The sequence below is a fragment of the Evtepia sp. genome, from assembly GCF_056797215.1.
Genome location: NZ_JBQILM010000005.1, coordinates 1 through 18,702 on the forward strand (window position 1 = coordinate 1; position 18,702 = coordinate 18,702).

Annotated in this window: 19 protein-coding genes; 8 read left to right on the top strand and 11 right to left on the bottom strand. The window is 60.5% G+C overall.

All coding sequences use genetic code 11. The features are described 5' to 3' along the window. Positions 1-605: 605 nt before the first annotated feature. From ACTOZL_RS01985 to ACTOZL_RS02020, 8 genes are all read right to left on the bottom strand, one after another. Positions 606-1,265: an HD domain-containing protein gene (locus ACTOZL_RS01985; RefSeq protein ID WP_482476402.1), complete on the bottom strand. Its 660-nt coding sequence runs from the start codon at positions 1,263-1,265 to the stop codon at positions 606-608. A gap of 175 nt (positions 1,266-1,440) precedes the next feature. After that, positions 1,441-2,673, bottom strand: coding sequence for a recombinase family protein (locus tag ACTOZL_RS01990; RefSeq protein ID WP_482476403.1), 1,233 nt, complete (start codon positions 2,671-2,673; stop codon positions 1,441-1,443). 120 nt (positions 2,674-2,793) lie between these two features. Then, positions 2,794-3,621 carry a response regulator gene (locus tag ACTOZL_RS01995; RefSeq protein ID WP_482476404.1) on the bottom strand — a complete coding sequence of 276 codons (828 nt, stop codon included), beginning with the start codon at positions 3,619-3,621 and terminating at the stop codon, positions 2,794-2,796. Beyond that, positions 3,599-4,324 carry a sensor histidine kinase gene (locus ACTOZL_RS02000; RefSeq protein ID WP_482476405.1) on the bottom strand — a complete coding sequence of 242 codons (726 nt, stop codon included), beginning with the start codon at positions 4,322-4,324 and terminating at the stop codon, positions 3,599-3,601. Before ACTOZL_RS02000 ends, ACTOZL_RS01995 begins: the two co-directional genes overlap by 23 nt. Before the next feature lie 12 nt (positions 4,325-4,336). After that, entirely contained in the window at positions 4,337-5,458 is a 1,122-nt protein-coding gene (locus ACTOZL_RS02005; protein WP_482476406.1) for a DHHW family protein, read from the bottom strand. A 108-nt stretch (positions 5,459-5,566) separates the two neighbouring features. Then, a complete protein-coding gene (locus ACTOZL_RS02010; RefSeq protein WP_482476407.1) occupies positions 5,567-6,955 on the bottom strand; it encodes an MBOAT family O-acyltransferase in 1,389 nt (462 codons plus the stop codon). Positions 6,956-7,030: 75 nt separating this feature from the next. Then, complete coding sequence (locus ACTOZL_RS02015) at positions 7,031-7,582, bottom strand: DUF4358 domain-containing protein (protein WP_482476408.1); 552 nt, start codon at positions 7,580-7,582, stop codon at positions 7,031-7,033. A gap of 135 nt (positions 7,583-7,717) precedes the next feature. Next, on the bottom strand, positions 7,718-9,016 hold the full coding sequence (locus ACTOZL_RS02020) for an S-layer homology domain-containing protein (RefSeq protein WP_482476409.1): 1,299 nt from the start codon (positions 9,014-9,016) through the stop codon (positions 7,718-7,720). Positions 9,017-9,946: 930 nt separating this feature from the next. Between ACTOZL_RS02020 and murI the strand changes: the two genes are divergently transcribed. From murI to ACTOZL_RS02055, 7 genes are all read left to right on the top strand, one after another. Next, entirely contained in the window at positions 9,947-10,720 is a 774-nt protein-coding gene (murI, locus tag ACTOZL_RS02025; protein ID WP_482476410.1) for a glutamate racemase, read from the top strand. A gap of 67 nt (positions 10,721-10,787) precedes the next feature. Next, positions 10,788-11,135, top strand: coding sequence for a hypothetical protein (locus ACTOZL_RS02030; protein WP_482476411.1), 348 nt, complete (start codon positions 10,788-10,790; stop codon positions 11,133-11,135). Continuing rightward, on the top strand, positions 11,060-12,025 hold the full coding sequence (locus ACTOZL_RS02035; RefSeq protein WP_482476412.1) for an MFS transporter: 966 nt from the start codon (positions 11,060-11,062) through the stop codon (positions 12,023-12,025). Before ACTOZL_RS02030 ends, ACTOZL_RS02035 begins: the two co-directional genes overlap by 76 nt. Before the next feature lie 57 nt (positions 12,026-12,082). Then, complete coding sequence (locus ACTOZL_RS02040; RefSeq protein ID WP_482476413.1) at positions 12,083-12,259, top strand: hypothetical protein; 177 nt, start codon at positions 12,083-12,085, stop codon at positions 12,257-12,259. Between the two features lie 507 nt (positions 12,260-12,766). Continuing rightward, a complete protein-coding gene (locus ACTOZL_RS02045) occupies positions 12,767-13,144 on the top strand; it encodes a GntR family transcriptional regulator (RefSeq protein WP_482476414.1) in 378 nt (125 codons plus the stop codon). A gap of 2 nt (positions 13,145-13,146) precedes the next feature. After that, positions 13,147-14,007 carry an ABC transporter ATP-binding protein gene (locus ACTOZL_RS02050; protein WP_482476415.1) on the top strand — a complete coding sequence of 287 codons (861 nt, stop codon included), beginning with the start codon at positions 13,147-13,149 and terminating at the stop codon, positions 14,005-14,007. Then, positions 14,004-14,648, top strand: coding sequence for an ABC-2 transporter permease (locus ACTOZL_RS02055; RefSeq protein ID WP_482476416.1), 645 nt, complete (start codon positions 14,004-14,006; stop codon positions 14,646-14,648). Before ACTOZL_RS02050 ends, ACTOZL_RS02055 begins: the two co-directional genes overlap by 4 nt. Before the next feature lie 65 nt (positions 14,649-14,713). On the opposite strand, the gene ACTOZL_RS02060 is transcribed toward ACTOZL_RS02055, so the two are convergent. Then, complete coding sequence (locus ACTOZL_RS02060; RefSeq protein ID WP_482476417.1) at positions 14,714-15,076, bottom strand: winged helix-turn-helix transcriptional regulator; 363 nt, start codon at positions 15,074-15,076, stop codon at positions 14,714-14,716. Positions 15,077-15,283: 207 nt separating this feature from the next. Between ACTOZL_RS02060 and ACTOZL_RS02065 the strand changes: the two genes are divergently transcribed. Next, positions 15,284-16,186: a radical SAM protein gene (locus ACTOZL_RS02065; RefSeq protein ID WP_482476418.1), complete on the top strand. Its 903-nt coding sequence runs from the start codon at positions 15,284-15,286 to the stop codon at positions 16,184-16,186. 73 nt (positions 16,187-16,259) lie between these two features. Here the strand turns inward: ACTOZL_RS02065 and pta are convergent, their stop codons facing one another. After that, entirely contained in the window at positions 16,260-17,231 is a 972-nt protein-coding gene (gene pta / locus ACTOZL_RS02070) for a phosphate acetyltransferase (protein WP_482476419.1), read from the bottom strand. Positions 17,232-17,348: 117 nt separating this feature from the next. After that, positions 17,349-18,653, bottom strand: coding sequence for an MATE family efflux transporter (locus tag ACTOZL_RS02075; protein ID WP_482476473.1), 1,305 nt, complete (start codon positions 18,651-18,653; stop codon positions 17,349-17,351). Between the last annotated feature and the right edge of the window lie 49 nt (positions 18,654-18,702).

Genomic DNA, 18,702 nt, shown 5'->3' on the forward strand with positions numbered 1-18,702 from the left:
TGCCGCACCGGCAGGGCCTGCAGGGCCGGTGGGGCCCATGGGACCGGCCGGGCCGGTCGCGCCCGTGGCACCTGTTGCACCGGTGGCGCCAGCAGGGCCAGTGGGACCCATAGCGCCCACAGCACCCGTGGCACCGGTAGCACCAGCAGGCCCGGTGGGGCCTAAAGCCCCCGTTGCACCGGTGGCACCCGTCGGCCCAGTGGGGCCAGCAGCTCCGGTGGCACCTGTGGCACCAGCGGGGCCAGTGGGACCCATAGCACCGGTGGCGCCGGTAGCACCCGTCGGCCCAGTGGGGCCAGCAGCTCCGGTGGCACCGGTTGCACCGGCAGGGCCAGTGGGACCCATAGCGCCGGTGGCACCCGTTGCACCAACAGGGCCGGTGGGTCCCACAGCGCCAGTGGCGCCGGTAGCCCCTGTGGCGCCAGTCATACCCATAGGCCCGGTGGGACCCATGGGGCCGGGTGCGCCGGTGGCACCTGTGGCGCCCGTGGCACCGGTGGAAGCCGTCCTCCCTGCGCCACCACAACGAAAAAAGCGCTGCCTCCCACGCCTGGAACGGTCGTGAGAGGCAGCGCCTTTTGCATGTGTTGTTGTCAAGAGGTAAATCAGACCAGCGGCTGCTCGTTGATGATGAGCTTGAATTGCAGCCCCAAGGTTTCCGCCGCCCGGCGGCAGAGGATCATCCGGTTGAGGAATATCTCAAAATAATCCATCACAGAGCCATAGCGGGTATCGATGTGCAGCTTGAGCTTGATGAGGGTCTTGCTCTCGTTGATTTTCATCTCCGCCTTGGTGACGGAGTAGTTTACCCGGTCATGGATGTCAAAGCTGGATATGTCCTCATTGCGCACCCGGCTCCGGCGGACGTCTGACTTATCTGCCAGAATCAGGGCCGCCGCCAAGGGGCTCACCGGGGTACCGGTGCCCTCATCGTGGTTGCCGATGGCGGTGACGATCTCCGCAATCTCCGCGGGGTCCATATGTAAGTGGTCCAGCAGGCGAAACGCCATCACCGCTCCGCTCTGGGAGTGGTCGATGCGGTTGACCAGATTGCCTATGTCGTGGAGGTACGCAGCAATCTGCACCAGCTCCACCTGGCGGGGCTCATAGCCCAGGGTCTCTAAAATATACTTGCTGTTGGCGGCCACCAGGCCCACATGGGCAAGGCTATGCTCCGTGAAGCCCAGGGCCCGCAAGGATTCGTCTGCCTTCTGTATGTACGTGCGAATACTGGCGTCTTGTTTGATGCTTTCAAATGTTACCAATGAAGTCCTCCTTTTTTCGATGGCCCAAAGCGAGTGGTCTCTCTAGGCCGTCGTTCCTATCCAGGGGTTGGCTTTGGGGCACTGGCTTTTCTGCACCCCGACCTGAACAATGCTATATTACCACGGTTTTGTAACGAAATGTTCCATATTCTGTTAACAGTTTGTAAAGACTTCCCTAGTGCCGCAGCAGCTCCACCCCGCCCCCCTCGTGGATCAGGATGCCCTCTAGCTGGGCAAAGAGCAGGGGGCGGCTCAGCTCTGGCACCCCCAACGCCGCAGCCGTCTCCCGGCACAAAACGTCCTCTCGGATGGTGTGCTTGGTGCAGGCGGCCTTGGACTTGCGGCGGTAGGTGGAGCAGTGGTAGTACACCGTCCCCCTGGCTCGCCGCCGGGTCATGGCCTTGCCACAGTCGGCGCAGCGGAGAAGGCCTGCAAAGAGGTGGGGCCCCTCCCCCCCAGGGGCGCAGCGGACCCCCTCCCCCAAAGCCTGAACCCGCTGGAAGTCCTCCGGGGAGACCAAGGGCGCATGGGTCCCCTCCACCCGGTACCAGTCCTCTGGGGGCACGGATACCGTCTGGTGGACCTTATAACTCACCACCCGCTGCCGCCCCTGAACCAGGGTTCCCCCATAGACCGGGTTTTTCAAAAGCCGGGCCACGGTGGTAGGGGTCCAGAGGCCGTCATTGCCAGGACCTGGGCGGGCGTAGCGGGAGCCCTGCCGGGCCTTATAGGCGGTGGGATTGGGGACCTGGGCGGCGTTCAGGGCAGCGGCAATGGCCCCCTTGCTCTCCCCCTGGAGGCAGCGGCGGAAGATATCCCGCACCACCGCCGCCGCCTCTGGGTCTGGGACCAGGGCGTTTTTGTCCGCCGGGTCCTTGGCGTAGCCGTAGGGGGCAAAAGAGCCGATGAACTCCCCCCGGCGGCGCTTCATGTCCAGGGTCCGGCGGACATCGGCGGAGGTCTTGGCGGCATAGCGGTCGTTCAAAATGCCGTTGATGGGAATCTCCAAGCCCAGCTGCACCGCCTCCGGGTCCAAATAGCTGTCCACCCGCGGGCTGCCTAAGGCAATGAAGCGGGTGCGGCAGCGGGGGAAAAACTCTTCCAAAAAGTAGCCCTGGTCAGCGTAGTTGCGAAAGGCCCGGGAGAGGGTTTTGCACAGCACACAGTTCACCGCCCCCCGCTTCACCTGGGCGATGAGGCGTTGGAAGCTCTCCCGGGTGTCGTCTGTCCCAGAGCTCCCGTCGTCAATATACTGGCCCTCTAGGACCCACGCCCCCTGGAACTCATGCTCTAAAAAATCCAGTAAAATTTTTCGCTGGTTCTGGACGCTTAAGCTCTCCTTATGCCCGTCGTCCTTGGACAAACGGATATACAGCCCCACCCGCCACAGCGTTTGCTTCCTGCCCACGGGTTCCCCTCCCCTCCTGCATTTCCTTATCCTTACGCCGGGAGCGGGGGTGTTATGAATCTCGAACTGCTGTATGGGGGCAAAACGGGGATGCCGTCCCTCCACGGCATCCCCATTCTTTCAGTGTTTTTCCTTTGGCTCCGGTCCCCGGGCATCCAGGCTATGCAGCGCCCCCACTGTGGGCTCTGCCCAGGAGTAGTTGCTCATGTACTCCCCCCGGAACGCATTCACCGCCGTCATATCCCCCGCCAGAAAGCGATAGTAGTCGCAGTCCACCCGCTCGGGGTCAATGGCAATCAAATCCCGACGCTTGATGATGATGGACTTCTCCTCCAACTGCCGCAGGGTGGTACGCAGGTCGGTAATGAGGCTGCGCAGCTGGCTGCGGACACTGCCCGTGTCCGGCCGTCCCTCCCAGAGGACGGAGATCAGCTCCCCCATGGTGCTCCCCGCCCCCCGGCGGTCAATGAGGTAGGCAAAGAGCTCCTTGGTGCGGCTGCGGCTGAAATGGATGGGCTTGCCGTCACAGAACACCTCGAAGTTCCCAAAGGTCTGCACCCGCAGCCGGTGGGGCCGGGCCTGGGGCAGCGGGCGGCGGAGGTTGTCCAATTCCTCCTCCACCGCTTTCACACTCACCGGCTTCATGATATAGCCGCTGGCGTGGAGCTGGAACGCCTCCGCCATATATTGGGAAAACCCCGTGACGAAGATGATATTCCCGTCGGGGCTCAGCTCCTTAATTCGCTGGGCCAGGGCGATGCCGCTGATTCCCGGCATCTCAATGTCCAGGAACGCGGCATCGAAGGGGGCGCCGGTATCCTCCAACCACGCCAACAGGGCACGGGAGCTGCCAAAGGGCAGCACCTCCGCCTGGGGACGGGCCTGGCGGATGCGGTCCACCAGCATGTCCAGCATGAGCTGCTCGTCATCCACCGCCAAAACGCGCATGGCTCTCCCTCCTTCCCCGCTTCCGCGCCTTGGGGATACACACCTCCACCCGGGTGCCCACTCCCGGCTGGCTGTCCACGGTCAGGCTCCCCCCGCACTGGGCTTCCAGGCGGCTGCGGACGTTCTCAATCCCCAGGTGGCTGCCCTCCTGGGGGGCAGCGGGGTCAAAGCCCACGCCGTCGTCCTCAATGACCACCAGATAGGCCCACTGGGTCTGGCAGGTACGGATGCTGACGGTGCCCCCCTCCTCCCGCTTGGTAACCCCGTGGCGCACAGCGTTCTCCACCAGGGGCTGCAGTCCCAGGGCGGGGACGAAGAAGTCCTCCGTCTCAATGTCGTAGACCGTGTGGAGCTTCTCCCCAAAGCGGATGCCTTCCAAACTCAGGTAGCAGCGGATATGTTCCAGCTCCCGGGCAGCGGGGATGGTGGTGACGCTTTGCAGGCTGTCCATATTCCCCCGGAGGAAGCGGGAGAGCTGTTCTGTGGCCTCCTGGGCCTTCTTGGGGTCTGTCTCGCACAGCCATTCGATGCTACCTAAAATGTTATAGAGGAAATGGGGCTGGATCTGGCTGAGGAGCAGGGCAATCTTTTTCTCCGCCAGCACCCGGTCCTTCTCCTTCAAGCGGTATTCCCGGTACAGCACCACCCCCAACAGGGCCAGGGCCAGCACCAGGAGGGCCACACCAATTTGTATAGGGGTCATGATCCTCCCCCCTTATTGCAGCCAGGCGGAGTTGGTATCCGTCAGCAGGTTGTCAATCCCATAGAGGTAGAGGATGCGGTCCACCGGATGCTCCGCCAAGAACTCCGACAGGGCGCTGCGGTAGTAACGCAGGTCCACCAGGTAGATGGTCTGGTAGTGCTCCGCCAGGAAGGGGGCCAGGCAGTGGCCATAGGAGTCCCGGATCACCAAAAGGCTCCCCCCCTGGGCCTGGGGGTTCTGGATGGTCACCAAGCTGTGGTTGCCGTCCAGATACACCGGGTACTTATCCAGCCCCTCCAATTTCTCCCGATAGAACAAGCGGTCCTCTGTTTTCTGCTCCGCGCCGTCGTCAAACTGTACCGTCACCGGGAAGTCCCGGCACCACAGCTCCACATTGTCTGGGGGGGTAAACCAGCAGCCGCTGCCGGACCAGGTGGTGCCGTAAAAGCCCCCGTAGACCTCCATGGTATACTCCGTCTGGGCAGTGAACGGCTGCCCCAGGGCCTGCTGGTAGGCCTGGTAGATCAGGTAGTTGCCATAGGCGGTGAGATGGTGGTCCGTGCGGTAGCACACCTGCCGCTGGGCTGCCGCTGTTTTCAAAGACTCCCTTACATCCAGGAAGCGGATATGCTGCAAAGCCCCCTGAGCCTGGGCAAAGAGGGCGTCGTCATCGTAACGGCCGTGGAACGCCGGGAGCACCGGCTCCATGAGATAGCCCGTAGAGGGGATGATCACCATATCCGCCGGCAGGCCCGTGGACTGGGCAAACTCGTCAAAGCGGGTCAGGTTGCTTTGATATACCTCCGGCTTCGCCTGCTTGGGGGCATTGATGAGATAGTCCTCCCGGCACAGGTAGATATCCTGGGCGGCGTTGCGCCCGGTGGCCAGGTTCCAATAGGCATTGACGCCCACAAAGAAGTCCCGGCCGGGGAGCTGGTCCGCGGTGTAGTCCTCCAACTTCTCCTGGGTTTTCCCCTCCATAATCTCAGAAACGCTGAGCTCTGGCGGCTTTGCCAGGTAGCGTTTTTCGTTCTCGGAATACTCCTTCGTGGGCAAAAACAGCAGCCCCAAGGCCATCACGGCCAGAAATAGCACGAATACCAGGCCCGGCAGGGCCTTCCACAAGGTTTTCATAGGTTCCTCCCTTATGTCGGTGTCAAACACACATCAGCCTCTATATCCTGCGCTGTAAAGGAAAAATACTTTTCAGCAAAAACCGGGCCATTCCGCCCTCCTTCCCCCTTAAAAACGGAAGTAAAGGAAGGGATTATAGCTGTCGCTGACCAGGCTGGCGGTACACAGCAGCAGCGCCGCCAAACACAGCACCGCCTCCACCAGAGGCATGGCCTTCCGGTCCTGGAACCGCTCCCAGAGCCCTTTTGCCAAGGGCGTGGAGGCCAGGATACCCAGAATGGCCATCCCGATCCAAGGGCCCACAAGGGTCATGGTCCCCGTGGTCCCAGGGTTCAGGGAGAACATCACGCCCAGGTAGCTCAGGGCAATGGACAGGTTCGGGGAGGCGAAAAACACCCAGCCAATGATGACAATCACCATGGTGTAAAGGTGCTGGATCAGCGCCGGGGCTTTCCGCAGGTATCTCCCCAAAACCAGCTTTTCCACCAGCAGCAGCACGCCATAGTAGAAGCCCCAGAAGAGGAAGTTCCATCCGGCCCCGTGCCAGAACCCGGTCAGGGCCCACACCACCAGGATGTTCACGCACTGGCGCAGCTTCCCGCAGCGGTTGCCCCCCAGGGGGATGTACACATAGTCCCGGAACCAAGTGGACAGGGAGATGTGCCACCGCCGCCAAAACTCCGTGACGCTTTTGGAGATGTAGGGGTAGTTGAAGTTGATGCAAAACTCAAAGCCCAGCATCCGCCCCAGGCCCCGGGCCATGTCGGAATACCCGGCAAAGTCGAAATAGATCTGTAAGGTGTAGGCGCAGGCCCCCCACCAGGCGCCCACAGCCCCCGCCGCCACGGGGTCGGCAGATATGGCGTCCCACACCAGGCCGAACTGGTTGGCCAGGAGTACCTTCTTGGCCATACCCACCACGAAGAGCCGGGCCCCGGAACTGAACAGCATTGGGGTCTCCTTCCGGGAGACCAGCTGTTCATTAACATCCCGGTAGCGGACGATGGGGCCAGCGATGAGCTGAGGGAAGAGGGAGATGTAGCAGGCAAAGTTGATGAAATTCCCCGAAGGCTTGCAGTCCTTCCAATACACGTCGATGAGGTAGGACACCGCCTGGAAGGTGTAGAAGGAGATGCCGATGGGCAGGGAGATGTCCACCTCCGGCAGGCCTGCGAGGGCGGGGATCTGCCTTAAGGTCCCCACGAACAGCCCCGCGTATTTGAACACACCCAGGGCCGCCAGGTTCAGCACAATGCCCACCACCAGCACCGCCCGCCGGCCCCCCTGGCTTCTCTGCCGGCCCATGAGCACCCCGGCAAAGAAATTCACCAGGATGGAGCCCAGCATGATGAGGATGTACACCGGCTCCCCGTAGGCGTAGAACACCAGGTTGGCCAGCAGCAGGAAACCGTTGCGCAGGCGGAAGGGCAGGAGGTGGCTCAGCAGCAGCACCACCGTCAAAAATAGGAACAGGAAGGGTAAACTTGAAAAAACCATGGTCAATTCTCCCAAAACTGCCGGGCAGTCAAAACGATTGCCCGGCAGTCAAAACGGTCATATTGGGTTGGGGGCTCAGGACACGGCAGCCGCGAAATCCTCCGTCATATCCTTGCAGTTCTCGGTGAAGAACATCCCCACGTAAGTATCATAGGCCACCACGCCGCAGGACTTTGCCAAAGCCTCACTGGCCGGGTCATAGGAGGCTGCCTGCTGGGCGATGTCGGCCAAGTGGTTTGTCAGGAGCGTTTGCATCTCCTTGGCAGCCGCCTCGTCCGTGGCTTGGATCATCACCACCTCGTGGGGGAACGCCCCACCCTTGGTGGCATTGAATGCGGCGGAAGCCGCCACCTTGCTGGTGTCGATGCCATAGACCGCGCCTAGGCCAGCGGTGTCCACGTCCACGTAGTCCTTATAGTCAAAATCGCTGAGGAACTGGCTCTTGATTGCCGCCAGGTCCACTGTGCCGCCCTCGCCTTCCGGTGGGGTCTGGGCATCGACCTGGGTGCTCTGGCCATCAGACGGGGGCGTGTCTCCCTGCCCCTCCTCCGGCGCCTTGTCGCCACAGGCGCACAGGGTCATGCTCAGTGCCAATAGGAGCGCTGCAAGAGAAATCAACCGTTTCACTACTCATTACTTCCTTCCCAAAAATTCTCCGGGCCCGCGCCGCATTGGGCAGGCCTGTTTTTTTAATCTTACCAAATGCCCACAGGCCCTGTCAACACCCTTGGGGCGATATTTGGAGAATCCGGTGGAAATCTCTCATCTGCCCAGCAACGCTTCGGGCACGTGGGTCTTGAGATAGTTCACCCAGATCTCTGCACCGGCGTAGGTGAAGTGCATGCCCATCTTGCCATAGTCGCTGCAATAGTCCTTGATCAGGCAGCCGTTTTCGTCCTTGAACACCTCGGCCACGTTGAGGTAGTACCACCGGTGTTCCTCACACAGCTCCTGCATCCGCTGGTTGTAGGCGTTGATGAGGTTGTTGTTCAACTTGTCGGAATAGCTGGTGCTGGAATCCGCCATGGGGGTCACTGACTGGATGATGATCTGGGCCTTGGGGTTGCGCTCGGTGATGTTGGTAAGGATCTTGACCATGTCCCCAGTGGCCCGGTCCACGCCGTAGGCGATGTTGTCCATGCCCAGCATGACATATACCACATCCGCGCCGCAGGCGGCCACGCTCTCCTCAATGGCGGGCTTCTGCCCGGACCCCTTGGGGTACTCCGGCAGGATGATGCCGCTGAGCATATTGGAGGCGCTCATGCTCCCGGCGCAGAGGAACTTGGCCCCGCCCAGGGCCCCGTTGGCCTTGCAATAGCTCTCCAAGGTCAGGGACACAGAATCCCCAATGAACACCGCCCGGTCGAAGAAGCTCAGATCCACCGCCGGCCCCTGGGGCACCAGGACAGTGAAGGGGATGTCCACATAGTTCTCATACAGGCTGTCATAGGCCCCGGCGGACAGGTTCACCAGCTCCGTCCCCTTGTGGGGCTTCTCCTGGGCCACGTTCATCAGGCGGCACAGGACGGTGATGCACTCCTGGCGGGTCATGCTGTCCTCTGGGTAGAAATAGCCGTTTTCATAGCCGTTCACCAGCCCCGAAATCTGGCAGGCGGTGACGCTGCTGCGGGCGTAGTCCTGGATATACAGGGAGTCCACGAACTGGTCCGGCTCCTTGATTTTGGGCAGGGACAGATCCTTCAAGGCCGCAAAACGGGCCAGGATGGTACACACCTGCTCCCGGGTGAGCAGCTCCCCGGGGCCGAACTTCCCCTCCCCGATGCCGCTGACCAGGCCCTTTTCCTTGGCCCAGAGCACCGCGTCATAGTATTCATCCTCGGGGGCCACATCGGAAAACACAGGGGTCTCCTGCTCCTCCCGCTTCTTGTCCTTCTTTTTCTTCTTCTCCGGGAAGACGGCTTGGTCCATATTATATAGGTAAAGAACCAGCTTTCCCCGGGTCTCATCCTCCGCGGGTTCCAGCGTCTCCCAGCTGGGCAGGACCCCAGCCTGGTTCAGAGCCTTGATGTTGCCATAGCTCCACAGCGAGTCCGTCACATCGGAATAAGGGTTCTCCCAGGGCCGGTTTTGTTCGATTTTTTTGCGGATCAATGAGGCCGCAGAAAACAAGACAACGAATACCAGAAACCAGCAGAGTGTCTGCTTGATCCACTTCCCTTTCAACCCAATCACCTTCCAGTTCCCAAGCTGTCGATCCCTGTTCCCAAACCATGGGATAAGTTTGATTATTATACTGAATTTTCTGCACCAATAGTGCACCAAAATTCCCGGTTTTCCCCCTCTTTTCGCCCCGATCTTCAGAGTTCACAGAAATGTCAGAAATCCGTGGAATTTATCCCAGCGCCCGGTCCTGGTGGCGCAGAGTTTCCTGCCGCCGTAGCCCCCGTGGGGCCCATAGGACCGGTGGGGCCTGCGGGGCCAGGTGCACCCGCGGGTCCCTGGGGACCTTGGGGACCCATGGGGCCGGTGGGGCCTACGGGCCCCCAGTCGGACACCCGGAGGAACTCGTCAGACATACCTGGGATACCCCGGGGATTATCCACCAGCACCTGGTAGAGCTGTCCCTGGTATGTGACCAATTGCCCGGCGTAATAGGTGCCACCCTCCACAAAGGGCACCGGCACGGGCCGGGGCGGTGGGCAAGGGGATGGCGGACACACTGGCCGGCAAGGCGGCGGGCAGACCGGCGTGCAAGTGGGCTGGCAGGGATGGCAGCAAGGACGCTGGGAACCGAAGTCACCACATTGGTAACGCTTCATAGTACTTCCTTTCTCCGCATGAGCGGTTCTGCTTCGTTGGAGGGCACGCTGCCCTCGTTCCACTGTATGCGCCTGCCGCCCCCTTCGCGCCTGTTTCGACCCCAAACAGAAAAAAAGATGGCGCACAGCGGGAAAACGTGGTAAACTATACCCCAGAACTGTAGCCGCCCCTTGCCAGGGCGGCCCAAATGCAGAGAGGAGGAGATCCATGGACAAGCCCACCCGCCCCATCGGCGTATTCGATTCCGGCCTGGGGGGGATCAGCGTCCTGCGGGCCTGCACCGCCCTGCTCCCCCAGGAAGATTTCCTCTTTTTCGGGGACTCCGCCAACGCCCCCTATGGGGAAAAGCCCCTCCCCCAGGTCCAGGAACTGACCATGGCCGGGGTACAGCGGCTGCTGGAACAGGGGGTCAAGGCAGTGGTGGTGGCCTGCAACACCGCCACCAGCGCAGCCATCACCCGCCTGCGGGAGACCTATCCCCAGCTGCCCATCATCGGCATCGAGCCGGCGGTGAAGCCCGCTGCCCAGGCCCGGAGCAACTCCTTTGTGGTGGTCATGGCCACCCCCCTGACCATCCATGAGGACAAGTACCAAAAGCTGGCCTCCACCTTCCAGGGTCAGGCCAACGTCATCTCCCTGCCCTGCCGGGGGCTGGCAGAGCTGGTGGAGCAGGGCCAGTGGTCCGGGCCGGTGCTGGACGCCTACCTCCAAGAGCTGCTCCTGCCCCTGCGCCATTGCAGCGTGGACTACATCGTCCTGGGCTGCACCCACTACCCCTTCATCCGCCGGGCCATCCGGGCCAATTTTGGCCGGCCGGTGGAGATCATCGACGGCAGTGACGGCACCGCCCGGCAGCTCAAGCGGCAGCTAGAGCAGGCGGGCCTGCTGCGCCCGCCGGGGACGAACGGCCATGTCACCTTCCAAAACAGCCGCCCGGACCGGCTGCCCATGAGCGCAGCCCTGTTTGACATGGACTATTGACCCCGACGTAATCCCCTGAGAGACCAGACCAACCGCCTCGTTTCCCAAGTATTAAGGAGGGATTCCCTTGCCACAGAAAGTCATCACTCCCCAGCGCTCCCTGGCCATTGAACTCATCCTTTTCCTGGCCTACTCCTTCTTCAGCGCCTCCTGGATGGTGGGCTCCATCATCACCCCGGACATGACCGCAGAGTTCGGCATCGCGCACCTCCCCTCGTCGGTCAACAACGCCATCTCCGCGGCAAAGATCGCAGGCAACTTCGTTGCCGCCTGGATTCTCGTAAAGCTGGGGCCAAAGAAACGGTCTTTTTCTCCTGCCTGCTCATCACCGCAGTGGTGGTGGGGGCCGTGGCCCCCAACCTGTCTGTCTTTGTCATCACCCGCTTCCTGCTGGGCTTTGGCGGGGCTGTGCTGATGATCTGCATGACCCCCTATGTGGTCTACTGCTTTGAGACAAAGCGCCAGTCCCTGTTCATCGGCATCAACAACGCCGGACCCAACACAGGCAACCTCATTGCCCTGTTGAGCATCACGGCTGTCCGGGGCTGGCTGGGCTCTTGGCGGCAGGTGATCCTCTTCTATGGCATCTTCAGCGCCGTGCTGTTGATCCTCTGGATGGCGGTGGGCGAGGACTATCCCATTGCGGAGTCCCCCAAGGAGGACCCCTCCAAGGGTTCTGTAACCTACCGCTACCGGGATGGCTTGAAAGAGCCCTTCCTCTACCAATTCCTCTTCACCATGACCGGGCGGCTGGTGATGTACACGGTGATGCTCTACCTCTTCCCCCTGAACCCAGACTTCACAGTGGATGCCCAATTCATCTCCCTGATGATTGCCCTAACGGGCATCCCAGGCACCGTCATCGGCATCATCCTGGCCCGGAAGCTCAAGCGGCAAATCCAACTCTTCCGCTTCTCCGGCATCGCCCAGTCCCTGTTGTTCTTCGTCATGATCCTCTGTGACAACGCCGTGCTGGCCACGGTGTGCGCCATCCTGCTGGGGTTTGTAATCTTCATCTCCACCCCCTCCCTTTTCACCCTGCCCACCCGGCTCCCCGGCGCCACCCCACAAAAAGTGGCCGTGGTGCTCACCCTCTACTGGACGGGGGCCTACACCCTGCAAATGATCATTTACGCCGTGATCGTGCGCATGGTCAATCACTACGGCTGGTACATCGGGATGCTGGTCACCGCCCTCTACTCCCTCACCTTCCTGGTGGGCACTTTCCTTCTGCCAGACTTCGACCGTCCCCAAGGCACGAAACCCGTCCCCGCCGCTGACAGCCCCGACGGGCCGTCAGAGTAAAAAGGCCTTCCCTCAAACGCCCACCCTTCCACGGCACGCAAGGGTGGGCGTCGCCTTATGTTCCCCCGATGCAACCACCGGTTGACAGCCCTGCCCACCTCTGTTGGTGGACTGCAACCCGCCTGTTACAGTATCAAACGCTTCCTATTCATCGCCCTCTGCCTGCTGGCGGTGCTGCTGTTCTCTTGGGATGGGTTGCCCAAATGGGGCGGAAAACGGGAGGATAAAGCGTAAAGGAATTTTCGTTTCGCTCTTGCATATACTTGGGATGCGTGGTATAATGACCTCGTGAAGAAGGCTATCAATTCACCATATGTTCACAAAAGGCGCCCCCGGAAAGACGGCATTCTTTCCGGGGGCATTTTTTCTGGGACGTGCTTACTGGACCCTTATTTCTTCTTGCGCCGGTCAAGCCACTTGCAGATATAATGGCAAGTAATACCTGCTGCGACCGACACAAGAAAGGCTATCAGTATCGCCATATGTTCACCCCCTCCTGTGGCCGGTGTGGGGTGGGCCAGCGAGTTTAGTATACCAGGCTTCGGCAGGCTCCGCAACAAAAACCAGAACTCCCCCTCAAAAAACGGTCCCATCCAGTCATCTGGGTGGGGCCGTTTTTTCAGTCCCAGCACGGCAGGGAAAAAATTTCATTTCCCTGGAAATTCCCCCTTGACAAGCCGCACTTATCTGCCTATAATGTACTTAGTCAATCAGTACACTACACCTCAAAGGAGGGCCTATGTGGAGATCATCATAAGCAGCAACACCAGTAAACCCATCTACGAACAGATCACCTCCCAGATGAAGGCCATGATCATGAGCGGCAAGCTCCAGGCGGGGGACCCCATCCCCTCCATGCGTGCCCTGGCTAAGTCCATCCACGTCAGTGTCATCACCGTCCAAAAGGCCTATGAGGACTTGCAGCGGGACGGCTTCATCGAGACCACTGTGGGACGGGGGAGCTTCGTAGCGGCACAAAACAAAGATTTTTACCAGGAAGAACAGCAGCGCTTGGCAGAGGAGCATTTGGAGGCTGCGGCGGACATCGCCCGCACCAGTGGCATCACCCTGGATAAGCTCGTGGAACTGCTGACCATGTTTTACCAAGAGGAGGACTAACAATGGAAGCAAGCCTACAAGTAAAGAATTTGACCAAACAGTACCCCGGCTTTCTGCTGGACCACGTGAGCTTCTCCCTTCCCAAGGGAGCCATCATGGGCCTCATCGGGGAAAATGGCGCGGGAAAGAGCACCACCATCAACGCCATCCTAGACCTGATCCACAAGGACGAGGGGCGGGTCAGCTTCTGGGGCCAGGAGCTCTCCGCCACCCCCGCCCTCAAGGAGGACATCGGCGTGGTGTTCGACGGCATCAACTTCTATGAGACCCTCACCCCTGCCCAGGTGGGACGGATCTCCGCCGAGGCTTATCGCCAGTGGGACAACAACCTGTATCAAAACTACCTCACCCGCTTCCAGCTCCCCCTGTCCAAGCCCATCAAGAGCTTTTCCAAGGGCATGAAAACCAAGCTGTGCATCGCCGTAGCCCTCTCCCACCGGCCCAAGCTCCTGGTCCTAGACGAGGCCACCAGCGGCCTGGACCCGGTGATCCGGGACGATATCCTAGAAGTGTTCTTGGACTTCGTCCAGGATGAGAGCCACTCCATCCTCATGTCCTCCCACATCTCCACCGACCTGGAAAAAGTGGCCGATTACATCACCTTCATCCACCAGGGCAAGGTCCTCTTCTGCAAGAGCAAGGACGAGCTGCGCTATCAATACGGCATCGTCCGCTGCGGTGCAGAGCAGTTTGCCGCCATTGCCCCGGAGGACGTTCTGGCCTGGCGGCGGGAGGAATACCAATATAGCGTCCTGGTGGCGGATAAAGAGGCCGCCCGACGCAAGTACAGGCAGGCGGTGGTGGACGACGCCACCATCGACGACATCCTATTGCTATATGTGAAGGGAGAGCAGAAGAAATGAAAAGCCTTGTTTTGAAAGACCTCTACAATGTGGGCCACAATATGAAGTCCACCCTGGCGGTGATCATACTCATGGGGGTGTTCCTCACCTTCACCACCGACGGGAACATCAGCTTCTACAGCATCTTTTGCGCCATCATGTTTAGCTTGATGGTCATCACCAGCTTTTCCTATGACACCCTCTCCAACTGGGAGCACTACGCCATGATCCTGCCCATTACCCGGCAGGATGTGGTCCGGGGGAAGTTTGCCGTCCTCCTTCTCCTTGGCCTGTCGGGTGCTGTGCTGGGGCTTTTGGTGGGCCTTCTCTCTGCCGCCATTGTCCCCAACGCCACCCTGGACCTGGGAGAACAGGCCTTTTACATGCTCCCCGGTTTCACCATCTCCATCTTTATGGGCAGTACCTCCATCCCCTTAATCTTCAAGTTTGGTGCCGAAAAAGCAAGGCTGATGCTCATGGGCACCTTTGTCCTGCCGGCTTTTCTGGTCTTGGCTGTGGTCAAGCTGATGGAGCATGTCGGAATCCAGCCAACGGACCAGATGGTGGTCACGTTCTTCTCCGTATCCCCCGTGCTGGTGCTGGTGTGGGCCTATCTCATGTACCGGATCAGCTGCGGTATTTTCCAGAAGAAAGAGCTTTGAGCCTATCGTTTTCCCAGCATAGCGCAACGCCTGGCCTCCCCCCTTGCGGAGAGGCCAGGCGTTTTTTATTCGTATGGATTCACAAAGTCGGGACAGAGATAGGTTTCGCTCCACTTGAGCATGGTGTCCAGCACTGGGAGGAAGCTGCGGCCGAACTCCGTCAGGCTGTATTCCACCCTGGGAGGTACCTCGGGAAAGACTTCCCGGCGGAGGAAGCCGTCCCCTTCCAGCTCCCGGAGCTGCTTGGTGAGGGTGGATTGGGTGATTCCCTCCAGCCGCCGCTGGAGCTCCCCAAAACGCTGGACGCCATAAAAGGCCACATACCACAGGATGAGGATTTTCCACTTCCCGCCGATGAGGCTTTGCAGGCGGCTCATGGGCTCACAGCGGGCGATGGCGTCCGCCTGGGAAAACTTGTTGTCGGACATGGGACGGCCTCCCTTCTCAGCACATTCTAGCATCTTCAACTGTCCGGAACCTCTTCTGATATAAAATTTTAGATGATTTTACCTCCCCTGTCAATCTCCCTGCCGCCTGTTGGTACAAAAAAGGATACCAAGCCCAAAAAATGACCGTACTTGTCAGGGCGTGCCCCTTGCGCTATGGTAGAGGAAACACCAAAGGAGGCACACTCTATGCACTACACTGGAACGATATGGCGGCCCCCCTATGAGGCCTCCTCCCTGCTTTTAGAAGTCACCGCAGGCTGTACCCACCACGGCTGCAAATTCTGCACCCTCTACAGCGACCTGCCCGCCCCCTTCAAGCTCTCCCCCATGGCCCACGTGGAAGGGGACTTGCAAGAGGCCCAGGCACAACTGGAACTCTGGGGCCAGCGGCACAAGGTCCGGCGGACCTTCCTCACCGGCGGCAACCCCTTCGTCCTCCACCCCCAGCGCCTGTTGGACATTGCCGCACGGGTCAAGCACCACTTCCCCCAAAACGAGACCATCGGCTGCTTCGCCCGGGTCACGGACATCACCCAAAAGTCCGATGAAGAACTGTCCGCCCTTCAGGCGGCGGGTTACGACGGCCTCACCATCGGCATTGAGACCGGGGACGACCAAGCCCTAGCCTTCATGAACAAGGGCTATCGGGCGTCGGATATCCTGCAGCAATGCCGTCGCCTGGACTTGGCGGGCATCGGCTACCACTTCTTCTACCTCACCGGCATCTCCGGCGCGGGGCGAGGGGAAGAAGGGGCCAGAGCCACAGCGGCGGTATGCAACCAACTCCACCCCCGGCGGATCGGAACCAGTATGCTCACCCTCTACCCCGACTCCGCCCTCTACCAAGAGGCCCAGGCAGGACGGTGGCAGGAGGCGGGGGAGCTGGAAAAGTACCGGGAGCTGAAAGCCCTGGTGGACGCCCTGGACATCCCCGTGTGGTTCGGAGCCCTAGGGGCCTCCAACGCCATCCCCATGGAGGGCATCCTCCCCAAGGACAAGGCCACTCTGTCCACCCTCCTGGACCATATCAGCCGGGGGATGGGCGAGGCACAGCTGCGGCAGTACCGAACGCAGTTGGACCACCTGTGAGGAGACAAGAAACGCCCGTCCCCAGAAATAGGGACGGGCGCTTTCGCTGATCCGGTATGTACCAAAACTGGACTTAGGCCAGCGCGGCGGTGATGATAGCCATCTTGTAGACCTCGTCGGCGTCACAGCCACGGGAGAGGTCGTTGATGGGGGCATTCAAGCCCTGAAGGATGGGGCCATAAGCGGCGAAGCCGCCCAGGCGCTGGGCAATCTTATAGCCGATGTTGCCGGACTGGATTTCAGGGAAGATGAAGGTGTTGGCATGGCCGGCCACCTTGGAGCCGGGGAACTTCTGCTGGCCTACCACAGGGGAGACAGCGGCGTCGAACTGCATCTCGCCGTCAATGGCCAGCTCGGGGGCAGCGGCCTTGGCCTTGTCGCAGGCGTTCTTCATTTTATCCACAGCGTCGCCCTTGCCGGAGCCCTTGGTGGAGTAGCTCAGGAACGCCACCTTGGGGTCGATACCGAAGATGGCGGCAGTCTTGGCGCACTCAATGGCGGTCTCTACCAGGGCATCCTCGTCGGGGTCAATCTGGATGGCGCAGTCGCCCATGCACAGGCGCTCGTCGGCACCGTCCTTCTCCCGCTGCAAAATAAAGCAGGAGCTGACGTTGTTGTTGCCGGGCTTGGTCTTGATGAGCTGAAGCGCAGGACGGACGGTGTCAGCAGTGGAGTAGGTAGCGCCGCCCAGCAGGCAGTCGGCCTCGCCCATCTTCACCAGCATGGTGCCGAAGTAGTTGCCCTTCATCAGGTTCTTGCGGCAGTCCTCGGGGCTCATCTTGCCCTTGCGCAGCTCCACCATCTTTTCCACCATGGCGTCCATACCGGGATAAGTGGCGGGGTCCACAATGCGTACGCCCTCAATGTCAAAGTCCCCCTTGGCAGCGGCCTCCTTGACCTCGGACTCCACGCCCACCAGGATGGGGGTGAGGAAGCCATCCTTCTTCAGGCGGTGGGTCGCCTCTAGGATGCGGGCGTCAGCGCCCTCGGTGAACACCAGGGTGCGGGGATTGGCTTTCAGGGTCTCGATCAGCTTTGCAAACATGATTTTACCTCCAAAAATATAGATGGATCGTCTTTTTTCTAAACATCCTGTTTATTTTACCATTATCTCCGTTGGGTTGCAAGGGGTTGGGCGGTATCTTTGGGAAAATCCCCGGCATTACTCCCAAGAGAGCAGCCCCTTTCGTTTTGCCAGGAAATACCCCACCCCCACGGCATCCGCAAGTGCCCAGCCGATGGGCACAGCCCACCAGATACCCGTCACCCCCACAGCAGGCGCCAGGGCATAGGCCAGGGCCACACGGGTGCCCAGGGAGAGGACGGTGAGCACAACAGACATCCCCGGCCGCCCCAAGGCCCGGTAGAGGCCATAGAGAAGGAACAGACAGCCGATCCCAGCATAAAAGGCCCCTTCGATGCGCAGGTAGCGTACCCCTTCCTGGATGATCTCCGTCTCCCCCGGCTCGATGAACAGACCCATGAGAGGCCCGGCAAACAGGAACACCGCCGCAGAAATCACCACACAGAAGCACAGCACCGTCCCCAGCGCCCCCTTCCATCCAGCGTTGATCCGGTCCTCCCGCTGGGCCCCGTAGTTCTGGGCAATGAAGGTAGAGACGGCATTGCCGAAGTCCTGTACAGGCATGTAGGCAAATGCGTCAATCTTCACCGCCGCGGCGAAGGCCGCCATCACAGTGGGCCCGAAGCTGTTTACCAGCCCCTGGACCAATAAGATGCCAAAGTTCATCACCGACTGCTGCACGCAAGTCAGGATCGAGAGAGACGCCACGTCCCCCACCCGCCGCCACCGCAGGCGGAAGCGCCCCTTGGTAGGGCGGAGCTGGGGATGCCGGAGGAGGGTGTAACCCAGGATGCCCAAGCCGGAAACATATTGGGCAATGACGGTAGCCTCCGCCGCCCCAGCTACCCCCCGCCCCAGCCCCAGGACAAACCAGAGGTCCAGGGCAATGTTCAGCAGGGCGGAGACTGCCAGGAACAGCAGGGGCACCAGGGAATTGCCCACAGAACGCAGGTAGGAGGCGAAGAAGTTATAGAGGAAGGTGGCAGCAATGCCACAGAAGATGATCTTCAAATAGTCCCGCATCAGCCCCCACACCTCCTCCGGCACATGGAGGAAGCCTTGGAGCAGATCCAGGCAGGCGAAGGACAGCAGATTCAGTACCACCGTCAGGGACGCAATGAGTACAAAGGCAGCGTACACCCCTTCCCGCAGAGCCTCCTCATCCCGCTGTCCAAAGCGGATGGAAAACATGGCCCCGCTGCCCATACACAGCCCCAGAAGGATGGAGGTCAAAAAGGTCATCAGGGTGAAGGAGGCCCCCACCGCAGCCAGGGCGTTTTTCCCCAGCAACTGACCCACAATGAGGGTGTCCGCGATATTATAGCCCTGTTGGAGCAGGTCCCCCAGAATCATGGGGACGGCAAAGCCCAGCATGGCACGCATCACAGGACCTTGGGTCAGGTCCCTGGTCCGGGCAGCCAAGGCAAGCCCT

Bases quoted from the DNA above. Each gene is read 5' to 3' on its own strand.
- ACTOZL_RS01995 (WP_482476404.1), bottom strand. From the start codon at position 3,621: ATGCGCGTTTTGGCGGTGGATGACGAGCAGCTCATGCTGGACATGCTG.
- ACTOZL_RS02000 (WP_482476405.1), bottom strand. From the start codon at position 4,324: ATGACCCCTATACAAATTGGTGTGGCCCTCCTGGTGCTGGCCCTGGCC.
- ACTOZL_RS02005 (WP_482476406.1), bottom strand. From the start codon at position 5,458: ATGAAAACCTTGTGGAAGGCCCTGCCGGGCCTGGTATTCGTGCTATTT.
- ACTOZL_RS02010 (WP_482476407.1), bottom strand. From the start codon at position 6,955: ATGGTTTTTTCAAGTTTACCCTTCCTGTTCCTATTTTTGACGGTGGTG.
- murI (WP_482476410.1), top strand. From the start codon at position 9,947: ATGGACAAGCCCACCCGCCCCATCGGCGTATTCGATTCCGGCCTGGGG.
- ACTOZL_RS02040 (WP_482476413.1), top strand. From the start codon at position 12,083: ATGTTCCCCCGATGCAACCACCGGTTGACAGCCCTGCCCACCTCTGTT.
- ACTOZL_RS02050 (WP_482476415.1), top strand. From the start codon at position 13,147: ATGGAAGCAAGCCTACAAGTAAAGAATTTGACCAAACAGTACCCCGGC.
- ACTOZL_RS02055 (WP_482476416.1), top strand. From the start codon at position 14,004: ATGAAAAGCCTTGTTTTGAAAGACCTCTACAATGTGGGCCACAATATG.
- ACTOZL_RS02060 (WP_482476417.1), bottom strand. From the start codon at position 15,076: ATGTCCGACAACAAGTTTTCCCAGGCGGACGCCATCGCCCGCTGTGAG.
- ACTOZL_RS02065 (WP_482476418.1), top strand. From the start codon at position 15,284: ATGCACTACACTGGAACGATATGGCGGCCCCCCTATGAGGCCTCCTCC.
- pta (WP_482476419.1), bottom strand. From the start codon at position 17,231: ATGTTTGCAAAGCTGATCGAGACCCTGAAAGCCAATCCCCGCACCCTG.
- ACTOZL_RS02075 (WP_482476473.1), bottom strand. From the start codon at position 18,653: ATGCGTGCCATGCTGGGCTTTGCCGTCCCCATGATTCTGGGGGACCTG.